The sequence below is a fragment of the Lacinutrix mariniflava genome (genome assembly GCF_001418015.1).
In the GTDB taxonomy this organism is placed as follows: domain Bacteria; phylum Bacteroidota; class Bacteroidia; order Flavobacteriales; family Flavobacteriaceae; genus Lacinutrix; species Lacinutrix mariniflava.
In genome coordinates this window covers 130,048-144,018 of the sequence record NZ_LIQG01000027.1, presented here as the reverse complement: position 1 = coordinate 144,018, position 13,971 = coordinate 130,048, and the positions used below count along the sequence as shown (strand labels likewise).

At 30.4% G+C, this 13,971-nt stretch carries 16 protein-coding genes; 7 read left to right on the top strand and 9 right to left on the bottom strand.

The genetic code is table 11. The features are described from left to right. Positions 1-433: 433 nt before the first annotated feature. Positions 434-2,074 carry a dipeptidyl-peptidase 3 family protein gene (locus ASC44_RS13120; protein WP_055448081.1) on the bottom strand — a complete coding sequence of 547 codons (1,641 nt, stop codon included), beginning with the start codon at positions 2,072-2,074 and terminating at the stop codon, positions 434-436. 184 nt (positions 2,075-2,258) lie between these two features. On the opposite strand from ASC44_RS13120, the gene ASC44_RS13115 reads away from it, so the two are divergent. The 4 genes from ASC44_RS13115 to arsB are packed head-to-tail and all read left to right on the top strand — an operon-like array spanning position 2,259 to position 4,797. Then, entirely contained in the window at positions 2,259-2,591 is a 333-nt protein-coding gene (locus ASC44_RS13115; protein WP_055448080.1) for an ArsR/SmtB family transcription factor, read from the top strand. Between the two features lie 47 nt (positions 2,592-2,638). Continuing rightward, on the top strand, positions 2,639-3,106 hold the full coding sequence (locus tag ASC44_RS13110; protein ID WP_055448079.1) for a DUF6428 family protein: 468 nt from the start codon (positions 2,639-2,641) through the stop codon (positions 3,104-3,106). Between the two features lie 24 nt (positions 3,107-3,130). Beyond that, on the top strand, positions 3,131-3,763 hold the full coding sequence (locus tag ASC44_RS13105) for an arsenate-mycothiol transferase ArsC (RefSeq protein ID WP_055448078.1): 633 nt from the start codon (positions 3,131-3,133) through the stop codon (positions 3,761-3,763). A 2-nt stretch (positions 3,764-3,765) separates the two neighbouring features. After that, positions 3,766-4,797, top strand: coding sequence for an ACR3 family arsenite efflux transporter (arsB, locus tag ASC44_RS13100; RefSeq protein WP_055448077.1), 1,032 nt, complete (start codon positions 3,766-3,768; stop codon positions 4,795-4,797). Between the two features lie 438 nt (positions 4,798-5,235). Here the strand turns inward: arsB and ASC44_RS13095 are convergent, their stop codons facing one another. From ASC44_RS13095 to ASC44_RS18455, 4 genes are all read right to left on the bottom strand, one after another. After that, positions 5,236-5,817, bottom strand: a complete 582-nt coding sequence (locus ASC44_RS13095; protein WP_083476304.1) for a GDYXXLXY domain-containing protein — start codon at positions 5,815-5,817, stop codon at positions 5,236-5,238. 6 nt (positions 5,818-5,823) lie between these two features. Further along, positions 5,824-7,155, bottom strand: a complete 1,332-nt coding sequence (locus ASC44_RS13090; RefSeq protein ID WP_055448075.1) for a DUF2157 domain-containing protein — start codon at positions 7,153-7,155, stop codon at positions 5,824-5,826. A gap of 165 nt (positions 7,156-7,320) precedes the next feature. Continuing rightward, positions 7,321-7,734 (bottom strand): inner membrane protein YiaA, encoded by a 414-nt coding sequence (gene yiaA / locus ASC44_RS13085; RefSeq protein ID WP_055448074.1) that lies wholly within the window; start codon positions 7,732-7,734, stop codon positions 7,321-7,323. After that, on the bottom strand, positions 7,677-7,802 hold the full coding sequence (locus tag ASC44_RS18455; protein WP_275044217.1) for a hypothetical protein: 126 nt from the start codon (positions 7,800-7,802) through the stop codon (positions 7,677-7,679). Before ASC44_RS18455 ends, yiaA begins: the two co-directional genes overlap by 58 nt. 152 nt (positions 7,803-7,954) lie before the next feature. On the opposite strand from ASC44_RS18455, the gene ASC44_RS13080 reads away from it, so the two are divergent. The 3 genes from ASC44_RS13080 (at position 7,955) to ASC44_RS13070 (ending at position 10,504) form a co-directional block, all read left to right on the top strand. Beyond that, on the top strand, positions 7,955-9,466 hold the full coding sequence (locus ASC44_RS13080) for a hypothetical protein (protein ID WP_055448073.1): 1,512 nt from the start codon (positions 7,955-7,957) through the stop codon (positions 9,464-9,466). Positions 9,467-9,546: 80 nt separating this feature from the next. Then, positions 9,547-10,035 carry a hypothetical protein gene (locus tag ASC44_RS13075; RefSeq protein ID WP_055448072.1) on the top strand — a complete coding sequence of 163 codons (489 nt, stop codon included), beginning with the start codon at positions 9,547-9,549 and terminating at the stop codon, positions 10,033-10,035. Between the two features lie 124 nt (positions 10,036-10,159). Then, on the top strand, positions 10,160-10,504 hold the full coding sequence (locus tag ASC44_RS13070; protein ID WP_055448071.1) for a hypothetical protein: 345 nt from the start codon (positions 10,160-10,162) through the stop codon (positions 10,502-10,504). 72 nt (positions 10,505-10,576) lie between these two features. On the opposite strand, the gene hemL is transcribed toward ASC44_RS13070, so the two are convergent. The 4 genes from hemL to ASC44_RS18350 are packed head-to-tail and all read right to left on the bottom strand — an operon-like array spanning position 10,577 to position 13,915. Continuing rightward, positions 10,577-11,857 carry a glutamate-1-semialdehyde 2,1-aminomutase gene (gene hemL / locus ASC44_RS13065; protein WP_055448070.1) on the bottom strand — a complete coding sequence of 427 codons (1,281 nt, stop codon included), beginning with the start codon at positions 11,855-11,857 and terminating at the stop codon, positions 10,577-10,579. Positions 11,858-11,862: 5 nt separating this feature from the next. Further along, positions 11,863-12,672 (bottom strand): glucosaminidase domain-containing protein, encoded by an 810-nt coding sequence (locus ASC44_RS13060; protein WP_055448069.1) that lies wholly within the window; start codon positions 12,670-12,672, stop codon positions 11,863-11,865. A 3-nt stretch (positions 12,673-12,675) separates the two neighbouring features. Next, entirely contained in the window at positions 12,676-13,587 is a 912-nt protein-coding gene (locus tag ASC44_RS13055; RefSeq protein WP_055448068.1) for a 1-aminocyclopropane-1-carboxylate deaminase/D-cysteine desulfhydrase, read from the bottom strand. Then, the gene (locus ASC44_RS18350; protein WP_055448067.1) at positions 13,577-13,915 is read right to left on the bottom strand and encodes a hypothetical protein; all 339 of its coding nucleotides are present in this window, start codon (positions 13,913-13,915) and stop codon (positions 13,577-13,579) included. Before ASC44_RS18350 ends, ASC44_RS13055 begins: the two co-directional genes overlap by 11 nt. Positions 13,916-13,971 lie beyond the last annotated feature (56 nt).

Genomic DNA, 13,971 nt, shown 5'->3' with positions numbered 1-13,971 from the left:
ATTACATCATAAATAAAAAAGCGTACATTTTTTAGATGTACGCTTTTTTTATGCTTTATTTTTTTTTTATAATAAAATACTATTGCTGTAATATGTCGTTTAAGAAGGTAAGTTTTGAAGGAATATACTTGACAAAAATCTATAATAACTATTTTTATTTGTAATATTAATACCTCTTCTTCTTAATGCTTTAATCTTATTTAGTGTTTTAAAAACCCTAAATACAATAAACAGTAATATTACAGATGTGATAATAATATAAGTCATAATTAATATATTCTTATGTAAAGCTAGCACTTTAGCTTATTTATTCTATTAAAGAATAAACTATCTACTTTTTTTTCGCTGAAACACTAAAAAACAAGTATTAAAAGCAAAAAAGCTTCAGAAAAATATCTGAAGCTTTTTTATTTAATTAAAATAAAATGACAACTTACAAACCAAGAGCGTCTACACCTTGCTCGAAAACAACATCTACAGGAATGCTAGCTTGACTTAAACGATCTAAATCTTTTTGTAATTGTTCTGGTATACTACCATAGTTTCCAACAAATTTTGAAACACCTTCGTAATCCCCATCTCCTTGATAGGTTAATATAACCTTAGAAAGCATTTCCATAGCACTTTCCATTTTCTGAAAATTCACCTTATAGGTGCCATCTTCATTTCTAGTAAAAGCGCCCATTTGTTGAAAAAAGTTAAAACGAATCATGTTTGCCTTACCGTGTGCACTTGATGCACCAAAACGCACAGATCTAAAAATACCAGCCATAAACGTAACCATGTTATCTTTTAAATCTTCTTTTAACTCTCCTTTTTTATGAAGCTGCTGTACCATATATAGACCTAGAATATCTGCTTTCCCTTCTTCTAAAGCACTTGCGTGTTCTTTAAGCGACGTCCTAACGGTTCCATTTCCATTAATTGTATTCTTAATTCCTAAACCATGCGCTACTTCATGAAACATAGTGTTTGCAAAAAAGGCATCGAAAGTAACATGCTTACGTTGGCTTTCTTCAATTAAAACATCAGAAATTGGCATTAGTATCTTGTCAAACTTCGCTCGCATTGCGTTTTTAAGTTGCAAGCGTCTTGTTCCTTTTTTAAGCTGCACTTCCTCATCGTTAGGCAAGTTAATAGCAATAGTTTTACTTCCTGAATTACAATCTCCAGCATAAAACACTACATCGTAAGCGTTTAAATCGCTATCTGTTCCCGGCTTTTCTGTTTTGTATTTAGGCTCTACTGGTAATCCTTCTTGAAGTTCTGGTAAAAAGCTGCTAAACTTTGCTAGTTTCGCGCTCCATTCTTGATCTTTAATTAACACATAACCTTCGTGCGATGCTTTGTTTCCAAAAAGTTGATCTTCGTAAGTTTCAATAGGACCTATAACAATATCTAACGTATTGTTTTTCATATCCATCCATGCAAAATCACTTTTTTGGTAGTTATCATCCAATAGTGCAGCAGCTCTTAATTCTAAATAGTTTTTTAAACCTTTATCCTCTGCTAACTCGGCAGCTTTCAATAACAATTGAGAGACTTCTTTTACTTCTGTTTCAAATTGCTTGTGATAAGGTATTGTAAATAAATCGCCATTTCCATCACGTCTTACAAAGTTGTAAATACTCGATTTATTTTCCATAGAAGAATTTTCAAACTCTTCTTTAGTCATATCTTTAGGGTAATAATTCGCTCCTTTTGGCTTCTCTCCTACACCATCTACAAAAGGTTTGTTATTATCTAATCTATCCCAAGGACCATAATTTATTTTCACATATTTCTTGGTATCTTCATCTGTAATGCCATTTAATAATGCATCGCAATCTCCATAAGACTCATACCAAAACAAGTCATTCATTTTATTGGCAGCGCTAATTAATATTGGCAGCATTTCTTTTTCATTCTCAGAAAGAACACTTAAATCTGCAGTTAGTTTCACACTAACATATTTATCTAGATTACTCTGCATTATGGTTTTATTTGACTCTGGTTCTACTGTTTCAATTTGCTTTACGTCTTCTTTACAGGAAAAGATAGAGGCAAATGCTAATAGGTATATTGCTTTTTTCATGGTATTTATTAAGTTAATTGTATTTCTGTAAAGTTAAATAATTTTTGAGACTATGTATATTTAATACTAGATGCATATACTAATTGCTAGATAACAAAGTCCAGCAGTTCTAAAAAAAAGTAAATAAAAAAATTAAACATTCAAAAATTAATCGCAATATTGCAATGAACAAATAGATTAAATTATGGGATTAGCTAAAACTGAAATGTTTACAGATCAACAAAATGAGATTGCCTTATTTGCAAAGGTTTTTGGGCATCCTGCAAGAGTTTCAATATTACAACATTTGTTTAAAATAGACTCTTGTGTTTGTGGCGATTTGGTTAATGAAATAGGATTGGCTCAGCCAACAATCTCTCAACATTTAAAAGAACTAAAACATTTAGGCTTAATAAAAGGTAATGTTGAAGGCACAAGTGTTTGCTACTGCATAGACAAGAAAAACTGGACAGCAATGAAAACTGTTATGTCAGATTTTCTTAATCAAGACCTTACTAAAAAAGAAGAATGTTGTTAAAACATTTGAAAACATCAATCGTATTATCGCAATAAACAAATAGAATTATGAAACTATCACAAGTTAAATTAGCATTAAAAGAATTAGAAACAATAGGTTTTCAATTACCAAACGGAACCTTAGTTGCCAATCACTTTCACGTTACAGAAGTTGGAAAAATCACAAAGCATTTTATTGATTGCGGAGGGACTGAAAGAACTGAAGAGGTTGTAAACTTTCAATTATGGGATGCCAACGACTATGACCACAGATTACACCCAGAAAAACTATTACACATTATTGAGCTTTCTGAAAAAGCATTAAAAATTGGAGATTTAGACATCGAAGTTGAATACCAAGCAGAAACTATTGGGAAATTTGGACTTGATTTTGACGGAAAAAATTTCTTATTAACTAATAAACAAACAGATTGTTTAGCACAAGACAAATGTGGGATTCCTGCTGAGAAACCAAAATTGAAATTTTCTGAACTTCAATCTGGAAACTCTTGCGAACCTGGAAGCGGTTGCTGTTAAGCCATTCTAAAAAAACTAAAGAAAATGACTACTTCCAAACCTCTATTATTCCCGGAAATACAGACCGTAATTAAGGCATTACATCCTGAAACTATTTCTGAAGACCGAAAAGCCGTTTTAAAACCTTTAGTAGATTTTATTCAATTAAAAACTTCTACTAACCAAGACATTAGAATCAATTTTATCTGTACGCATAATTCTAGAAGAAGTCATTTATCTCAAGTTTGGGCACAAACAATGGCTAGCTATTTTAATATTAAAAATGTGTTTTGCTACTCAGGAGGAACAGAGGCTACAGCTCTATTTCCCATGGTTGCAAATACTCTAGTGCACTCTGGTTTTAGGATTAAAGCGCTTTCTAAGAATGACAACCCAATTTACAGTATTAAATATTCAGAAAATGCACATCCAATAATAGGTTTCTCCAAGAAATTAGATGATGATTTTAATCCAAAATCTAGTTTTGCGGCAATCATGACTTGTTCTCAAGCCGATGGAGGTTGTCCATTTATTGCTGGTGCAGAAAAACGCATTCCAATTACTTTTGAAGATCCGAAAGTATTTGACAATACACCTAAACAAGCACAAAAGTATAATGAAAGAAGTTTGCAGATTGCAACTGAATTATTTTATGTATTCTCTCAAATAAACTTATAAAAATGGCAGCAAAAAAATTAAGTTTTCTTGATAGAAACCTAACGTTATGGATATTTGTCGCCATGGCTTTAGGCGTTGGACTGGGTTATTTTATACCAACATTTCCAAACCTTATAAACTCCTTTAGTAGTGGAACTACAAACATTCCAATTGCAATTGGTTTAATTTTAATGATGTATCCACCTTTAGCAAAGGTTAACTACGCCTTATTACCAAAAGTTTTTAGAAATACCAAAATACTTTCAATCTCACTTATTTTAAACTGGATAATTGGTCCTGTTCTAATGTTTGTTTTGGCTATTACATTCTTACGTGATCACCCTGAGTATATGGTTGGATTAATTTTAATTGGTCTAGCGCGTTGTATTGCAATGGTTTTAGTATGGAACGATCTCGCTGAAGGAAGTAGTGAATATGGTGCTGGTTTAGTTGCACTAAATAGTATTTTTCAAGTATTCGCTTATAGTTTTTATGCATGGCTTTTTATAACTGTCCTTCCTCCTTATTTTGGTTTCGAAGGAGCCATTGTAGATATCTCGATTGCCACTATTGCAGAAAGCGTTGCTATCTATTTAGGAATTCCATTTTTAATGGGAATATTAAGTAGACTTATTTTAGTAAAACTAAAAGGAGAGGCATGGTATACCAATACATTTATTCCAAAAATATCACCAATAACATTAATTGCTCTTTTATTTACAATTGTGGTAATGTTTTCATTAAAAGGAGAATTAATTGTTGAAATACCAATGGACGTGTTAATTATAGCGGTTCCATTACTTATATATTTTACGTTAATGTTTATTATTGGATTTTTCTTCACTAAAGCAACAGGAGCAGAATATGATAAAACTACAGCCGTAGCCTTTACAGCAGCAGGAAATAATTTTGAGTTAGCAATTGCAGTCGCTATTGCCGTGTTTGGATTAAATTCGGGACAAGCCTTTGCGGGTGTAATTGGTCCTTTGGTTGAAGTTCCCGCACTAATTTTACTGGTAAAGGTATCCTTTTGGTTAAAGAAAAAATACTATTAAAAATAGTAAATGTAAAAGATGTTAATCGTTTCTATTGTTAACCAATTAAAGATGAGTTAAAACAAGTAACTACCTATATAAAAAACAGGATAAAAGAGCTAAACTTAATGTTTAGCTCTTTTATTATATATTTGTTTGCATCTATAAAATAATTATTTCAATCCGCTACCTTCCTGTTTGTAACACAAATTGGAAATCATTAAAAAACTTATTTGGAGATTTAAATTTATAATCGTTTTCAAGAACTAAAAATTTATTATGAGGTATCTAAAAATAACGTTCGTTAGAATTCTTATTAGTTTCTTTGGTGCTAATTTAATCAACGAATTAATATTTATTAGTACTGGTCGTCCTTCTATGCCTATAATTTTTACGATTCTACTTGCAGCACTTTTATATTATGGTTTAACACTCTATGTAAATAATAGAAGATAAAGTCTATTCTTCATTTTTATTAATAGTGACGTAGTCTTTAATAGAAACTTCATTTATAAATAAATCTTTTAAAACAGCTTCTCCTTCTTTAACATATACCAAAGCATAAGTATTATTTGGTAAATTATCTCGTTGGGCTATTCTAAAAGCATCTTCTGCCGGTTTCGCCTTGCTTTCTTCCATATAAAAACGATCGAATGGTAAATTAAATTTCACACTCTTATCATATTTATTAAACCAATCTACTTTTGTTTTCACAAAGTCTTTTGCCGTTACCAAAGGTATTTTACTTACTTCTGTTAATTTAGCAAAACCCAAACTATCATTTTCAAAATAAACATAAATATCTTGTTTTCTCTCCCATATAGTATCACTAGTAATAAAAGAACGAATATCGTAACTTAAAGTTACATATTTACCTCGATAAGGATCGCTTGGATCTACTGGCTGTGTTTTAAACTTGTACGCAGTACCTTTATTCAAAACAGTTTCTTGTCCAAAAATCATTTGTGCTGGGACAAGTAATTGCGCTATAACTACGAGTATAAAGAGCACAAAAACGTATTGTAATTTCATGTTTTTCATAACTAATTATTTTAATGTTTTAATGTCTTCCTCTTTAATTTCAATGGCATCTAATGATTTAATACTAGTGTTCTTATTTTTTTGCTTTCTAAACATGATATAATTAGTTGCAAAAAAACCAATTCCAACAAATACAAATAATAAACCACGAATAACAAAACTCATATCAGTATCGAAAAAACGACAAAATATTAAACCAGTAATAATAACTAATCCATAATTTAAAACACCAAAATGCATTTTATCCGCTCCTATTTTTATAGCATTTATTCCTAAAATCAATAATAAGATATTAGTAATAATCGTTGGTGAAACATCATTTTTCAAACCAACAAAAAATAAGATGGTCATTATTATAAATATGTAATGAAACATGTTTAATTTATTGACTTCCTTTTTTAGAAACAAATAAACTAAAACACCTAAGCTTATTACAAATAACACAGTAACCAAAGTTGTTTCATTCCCAGAGAAAGAAGAAATAGTTAATACTTCTTCCCAGACTATACGAAAACTTGAAATCAATAATAAAACAACAGTTCCAAAGGAGCCTAGAACTAAATAACCATTCTGTCTTAACTTTAAATTATTGAATACTGGGAGTTTTCCTAAATTATAAAACAAACCAAATAAAATAATATAAGACAAGAAAATAAGTTCATCGAATTTTGTAATAAATGCTCCTAAAGTAATAATAAGACTAATGGGTAGTAACCAGTTAAAAACAGATGTAATATTTGCCTTCGGTTTGCTTTGTAAAAGACTTACGTAATATGGAATTAGTAACAAAATAAGCACCAAAAACAACCATGGCGCTTTAGTTCCATCGGCATAACCATAGTTACAAGCATAAATAGTTGCATATACAAGATGTAAAATTGCTAATGCATGCGACTTTAAAAGGTATATTAATGGTGCACATAATAAAATCCAGACTAGCATATAATTGGTGAAGTCTCCTGGTATATTATAAATCTGACTTACCATTGCTATGGAAGCACCAACCGTAAAAAACAGGAAAACACCTGAGGCTTCTTTCCATGTTTTGCTTTTTTTATTCAAAATTGAAAAACCAACTAATAGCTGCCCAATAACTAATGGTGCAAAAGCAAAAATTGTTTTAATAGATTTTGAGAAATCATCCCAATTATGTGCCAATATTAACATAATACCAAGTCCTACTAAAATGGAACCCAACACTCCAAAAACAGTAAATAACCTATTAGGCGTATTGTTAGTTTTAGATTGGTAATAACGTTCTATTTTAGAAGCAATATCTTGAGATATTATATCGTTTTCTACCAATTCTGGTAATTCTTTTATGAGTTTTGAATTCATTTTGTTGTGTATTTAATATTTTCTAAATTTATGTTATTTTTAAGTATTAGCATATAACATGAATTATAATCCTTGGAACTTATTTATGCTTTGATATAAAATTTAAAATGGCGCAATTAAAAATCACGCCATTTAAGGTTAAACAACCCTCATCAAAACAAAATTTTAAATGTCTTCCGTTTCGTTATTATCGATAAAAGCAATATCTCTAGTATTTTTTTGCACTGCAATTCCGGCAAATAAACTTAATGTAAAAGACATGCCATAGAATCCTTTTTCACTTAATTGTAAATCTGCATTCCATAGCCCAATAACTAACAAAGCTATTGCTGCAGTACTTGCAAACCAACTTATACCATAATACAACTCTGTAACTTGAATATTTTCCATTTTATCTCGTACTGCTTTTTGCACTGATATTACAGAGAATAAACCAAACAGTAAAATGGTGAAGTAATAGCCTTTCTCATTTAATGCCATAGTTGCATTCCATAAACCTACACAATAAGCAACTATACCAATTAACAAAGCTGTCCACGATGCTCCAACAAATGCCGATGTTGGTTTTTGGTCAAAAATTTGTTCTTCTTTTTTATTCTTTTTCTTTTTTCTGTTTCTTTTGAAGAAACTGTTGTTTGATAATCCATAATTATTTTGTTTTAATGATTATGATGCAAATATGGGACGGAATCTAAAGTTGAGAAAAACAACATCTTAGTATAACTGACGATATATTTATTATATTTAAACAATAATTTGATATATAATTAGGATTAAATAATAATTAACCGACGATTAAATGACCAATTTAAATGAAATAATAAGTAACCTTTCTAAAGATGAAAAGCTACTCTTCGTTAATTATCTCGAAAAGAAGAACAAACGAAAGGACACCAAAAACATCGCGTTATTTAAACTACTATCTAATAATCAATTAGATTCTCAAGCTATTTTTTTAAAACTATATAACAAAAACCAAAAGGACGCTTATCATGCCTTAAGAAAACGACTACACCAATCTATTATAGACTTTATTGCAAACATTAGCTTAGAAGAAGAAAACTCTATAGACATGCAAGTGATAAAATATATTTTAGCATCACGCACATTCTTAAATCATAAGCAATACAAAGTGGCTTATAAGGTTTTAGCTAAAGCTGAAATTATAGCCAACGAACATTTACTGTTTCCTTTATTAAACGAAATATATCATACTAAAATTCAATATGCTCATGCAAATCCATCTGAAGATATCGATGGGCTTATTCAAAAGTTTAAAGACAATCAGAAAAATGCTTTCTTAGAAGATCAGCTAAACATCGTTTATGCAAAAATAAGACAGATTATATCGCAAGATAACCACCAGAGAAACAGTATAGATTTCGAGAACTTACTTATTAAAACTTTTAAAGAATACAACGTTAACATTAATGATTCAATGTCCTTTAAATCTTTATATCAATTAATTACAATTGTAAGCCTATCTGCTTTTGTAAGTAAAGACTACTTTAAAATTGAACCGTTTTTAGTTAAAACGTATCAAAAACTCCAACAGCACAAGAATAAGCAAAAACAATTATACTACCATATTGAAGTACTGTACTTAATAGCCAATGCATTGTTTAGAAATAAAAAGTTTAATGAGTCTATAGACTATTTAAGACTCATGAAAAACCACATGTTAAAACAAAATAGAAAATACAATTCCACATTTAAACTAAAGCACAACCTATTATTAGCATTAAACCTCAACTACTCTAATAAACAGGAACAAGCAATTTTGTTATTAGAAACAGTATTACTTAAAAAGCACAAAGACCTAGAAACATTACTAGACATCAACCTTAGTTTAGCTATGTATTATATTCAATTTAAAGACTACAAAAAAGCGCACACCATATTTAAAGCATTCTATCACACAGATAATTATTACGAATCGAAAGCAGGAAAAGAATGGGTTATTAAAAAAAATCTTATTGAAATAATTTTACATATTGAATTAGAAAACATAGACTTGGTAGATTCTAGATTACTCAGTTTTAAAAGAAACTACAATCCTTATTTAAAAAGCATACATCAAGATCGGGTTATTACCTATCTACAGTTTGTAGAAATCTATTATAAAAATCCACACGCTATAAAAACAGAAGCTTTTATTAATAAAGTAAAACATGCCTTTGTTTGGTTAGAAGCAAAACGTGAAGATATTTTTGTCTTGAGTTATTTTGCTTGGTTAAAAAGTAAAATGGAAGACAAGCCTCTATACACTGTTACATTAGAGCTAGTTAACAAAGCCCAAATTGTTAATTAAAACCCAAATATTAAATTCCATTTAAACCATTCTGTTTTTTTATTGTCTTAGGAGTGTATAACAATTTAAAACAAAACAGCATGAAAAAATTATTAATAGTAGCATTAGCTTTATTTGCATTGCAAGTTACAGCACAAGAAAAGAACGACGATAAAAAAGAGTCAAGAAAAGAGAGAATGGAAAAACGCCAAGATATAGATCCTGTAGAAATGGCAAAACTCAAAACTAAAAAAATGACACTTGCTTTAGATCTCACAGAAGAACAACAAATTAAAGTTGAAAAGATAAATATAAAAAATGCGGAGTCTCGTAAAGCACAAATGGCAAGTAGAAAAGCATTAAAAGATGCGAACAAAAAACCAACTGCAGAAGAGAAACTAAAGAGGGAAAATGAAAAATTAGACCAGCAAATTGCTACCAAGAAAGAGATGAAAAACATCTTAACAGAAGAGCAATATGAAAAGTACAGCAAAATGTCTAAAAGAAGAGGCAAAGACGGAAAGCATGGTAAAATGAAGCACAAAAAAGGAGACAAAAAACAAAAAGGAGAAAGTAAAAACGAAGAATAATTACAATTCGATAAACACCTTTTAAAAGCGAAAAAATGCCGATTATCTATTCGGCATTTTTTTATTTGCAATAGTTAATGAAATAGCTTTACTTTGAGTTATAAACACATAACAACTTACGACCATGAAAAAAATATTTACTTTTTGCTTTTTTGCATTTGCATTATTAATAGGAACACAATCTGCATCTGCTCAGGATCAAGTTAGTCTTAAAGAGAAAGCTTATCTTCAAGCAAAAGAAATGCGTACTCAAATAAAGTTTGACGACACTACTTTAGAACAAGTTTATGAAGCATATTATGCACACGAAAAGAACTTATTATCTATTGAGGATTCTAAAAGTACTGGTGAAAAAGAAATTATAGCAAAAGCAAATACAACACTTGAAGCTAATTTAAAATCGGCTTTAGGTGAAGACTTATACAAAAGATATTTAATTCTTACTGAGAAAAAAGACAGTGCTGAATAGTATATTTCTACCAGTTAAAAAAGGCGATTACTAAAATTAGTAAATCGCCTTTTTTATTTATAAAATTTTCTATTATTTAAAAACAGCATTACAAGCCTCTATGGTCTTATCTAAATCTTCATAAGTTAACGCGTCTGTAATAAACCAAGTTTCGAAAGCACTTGGAGCTATATAAATACCATTATTAAGCATACCATGAAAAAAGGTTTTAAACGTTTCGTTATTCCCTTTTGCTGCCGTCTTAAAATCTACAACTTTCCCTTCGTCAAAATGAACAGAAATCATAGAACCTACTCGATTAATAGTATGTGTTATATTGTTACTTTCTAAAACCTTAGTTAAACCTTTATGCAAATATTCGGTTTTTTCAGCTAAACGATTAAAAACTTCTTTATCAGAATTTAAAGCTTTCAACATTGCTAAACCTGCAGCCATAGCTAACGGATTACCACTTAGAGTTCCTGCTTGATATACAGGGCCTAAAGGCGCAAGATGGTTCATAATTTCATTTCTAGAAGCAAAAGCACCAACAGGTAAACCTCCTCCTATAACCTTACCAAAACAAACAATATCTGCATCTACTCCATATAATTCCTGAACTCCACCTTTTGCAAGACGAAAACCAGTCATAACCTCATCAAAGATTAATAATATATCATTAGCATCGCAAAGCGTTCTTAATCCTTGAAGAAAGCCATCTACTGGAGGAATACAACCCATATTTCCAGCAACTGGTTCTATAATAATACAAGCTATTTCATTATTATTGGCGTTAATTAATGCTTCAACATTTGCTAAATCATTATAATCTGCCAACAAAGTATCTTTTGCAGTCCCTTCTGTAACACCAGGACTATTTGGGCTACCAAAAGTTACTGCACCACTTCCTGCTTGTATTAAAAATGAGTCGCTGTGTCCATGATAACAACCAGCAAATTTTATAATTTTATCTTTTCCGGTATAACCTCTTGCTAATCTTACAGCACTCATACAAGCTTCTGTTCCAGAGTTCACAAAACGGATTTTATCGATATTTGGAACCATTGAAACTGCTAATTCTGCAATTTCAGTTTCAATTTCTGTAGGCATACCAAAAGAGGTTCCTTTTTTAGCTTTCTCTATAACAGCATTCACTACAGGTTCGAAGGCATGACCTAATATCATTGGTCCCCAAGAATTAATGTAATCAATTAAAGTGTTTCCATCTTCATCATACAAATAAGCGCCTTTGGCTTCTTTAACAAAAATTGGTGTTCCTCCAACTGCTTTGAAGGCTCTAACTGGAGAATTTACACCTCCAGGAATTACTTTTTCTGCTGCTGCAAAAAGAGTACTACTACGTTTATAAATCATTATAATTAATCTTTAGGAATGGGTTTAACAAATAACACTTGTCCTACAAACAAGTCGTTAGTTTCCATGCTATTTAATGCTTTTAATTCTGGTACTGAAATATTATATTTTCTAGATAAACCAAATAAAGTATCACCTGAAACAACAGTATGTTTGTCGCTTACACCAGACTCAACACCTAACACATCGTTATCGAAACGGTATAATTGGTAACGTTCTATAAGGCTTATTAATTTTTGAGGGTATTTTCTATCTGTTGCGTATCCTGCAGCTCTTAATCCTTTTGCCCACGATTCGTAATCTCCTTTTCCCAAAGCAAACAATCCTGCATAACGAGAACGCTCCTTTAAAAATAACGAATGATCTCTAAATGAGTATTTTGAATTTTTATATTTTCTAAAACATTCTTGAGACGCATCATCATCATGGTATATTTTTCCACCAGTCCAACCAGAATGGCATTTTATTCCAAAATGATTATTTGCTTCTGTAGATAAACGGCCTTTTCCAGAACCAGATTCTAAAATACCTTGAGCTAAAGTAATACTTGCTGGTACTCCATAATTACGCATTTCGTCTTGAGCGATATCGCTATATATAGCAATATACTCATCTGTAGGTGTTGCATAACTTTCAGGCGTTTCGGTAATAATCACCTCTGGTGTTTCTACAACTTTAGTTTTCCTTTCTCTCTTCTTTTTAGTTTTAACAACGCGTTCTGTTTTGCTTTTAGCTTTTTTAGTTGTTATTTTTTTACTTGAGCCACAACTAGAGACTAATATAAGTAGACAAATAAGTGTAAATATTCTTTTCATTAATTATTGTATTAACGGTAAATTTTTCTGTTTTAATCTGCTATTCATTCCTGTAATACCTTGTAATCCTCCAGTATGAATAACTAATATTTTTGAGCCTTTTGGAAAATAGTCCTTAATAATCATATCTTGAATCCCAAATAACATCTTCCCTGTATAAACCGGATCTAATCTAACATTATTGAGTGCTTTAAACGCATTCATAAACGTTATTAACTCCGCATTTATTTTAGCATAACCTCCAAAATGGTAATCGGTTATTAGCTTCCAATTATCTTGTTTCGCAAATTTACTAATATCTTCTTGCAAAAAGTCTCCTTTTAAGGCTGAAAAACCCAAAACTTGTTGATTAGACTTAGAAGCATTTATTAAACCTGCTAAAGTACCTCCTGTACCAGCAGGTGCACAAATATAATTAAAATTAGAATCTGCTTTAGTTAAAATCTCTTCACAACCTTTTACTGCTAAAGTATTTGAGCCACCTTCTGGAATAGCGTAAAAATCTCCAAATTCTTGTTTTAAATTTCCTATAAAATCTAAATCTTCTTTATTTCTAAAATCTGTTCTACTAATAAACTTAAATTGCATGCCACAGTCTTGAGCATATTTTAATGTGGCATTGTCATTAATTTTAGAGCTTAATTCTTCTCCTCTAATTATACCAATGGTTTTTAAATTATAAACTCTACCAGCTTCTGCTACTGCTGCTATATGATTTGAAAATGCACCACCAAAAGTTAAAAGTGTATGCTTACCTTCAATTTTAGCTGCTTCAATATTGTATTTTAATTTCCTGTACTTATTTCCTGAAATAATAGGATGTATAGCATCTTCCCGTTTTATAAATAATTCTACATCTATTGTATTAGGCAAATAAACACGTACATTAATACTATTTTCTAACTTAAAAATCATGAGTACGAAGATACTTTAAAAAGCTCCAAACTTTGCGGTTTTTTAAATAGCTGAAATTTGCTTGATTTCGATAAGACTCGCGTTCAAAAGAAATATTTATATAAGCAGTGTACCAATTTCTATATTGAATTAATCTTACTAGAAATTCAATGCCATAAATAATATAAAATGGAAGAATTAAAAGCTCTAATTGCTGTCTTAAATGAATCTTCTCATGGTTAATTAAAACCATATTTGATTTCAAAGATTTATCCTTCAGAAAAACAAATGGAAAAATAGTTATTCCAGTATAACCTTTAGGCACTATGTATTTAGAAATTAATATCACAAATTACTGGTTTCAAAAATCACTCCATACTCAACCACTTGAGTATTATTGTTTCA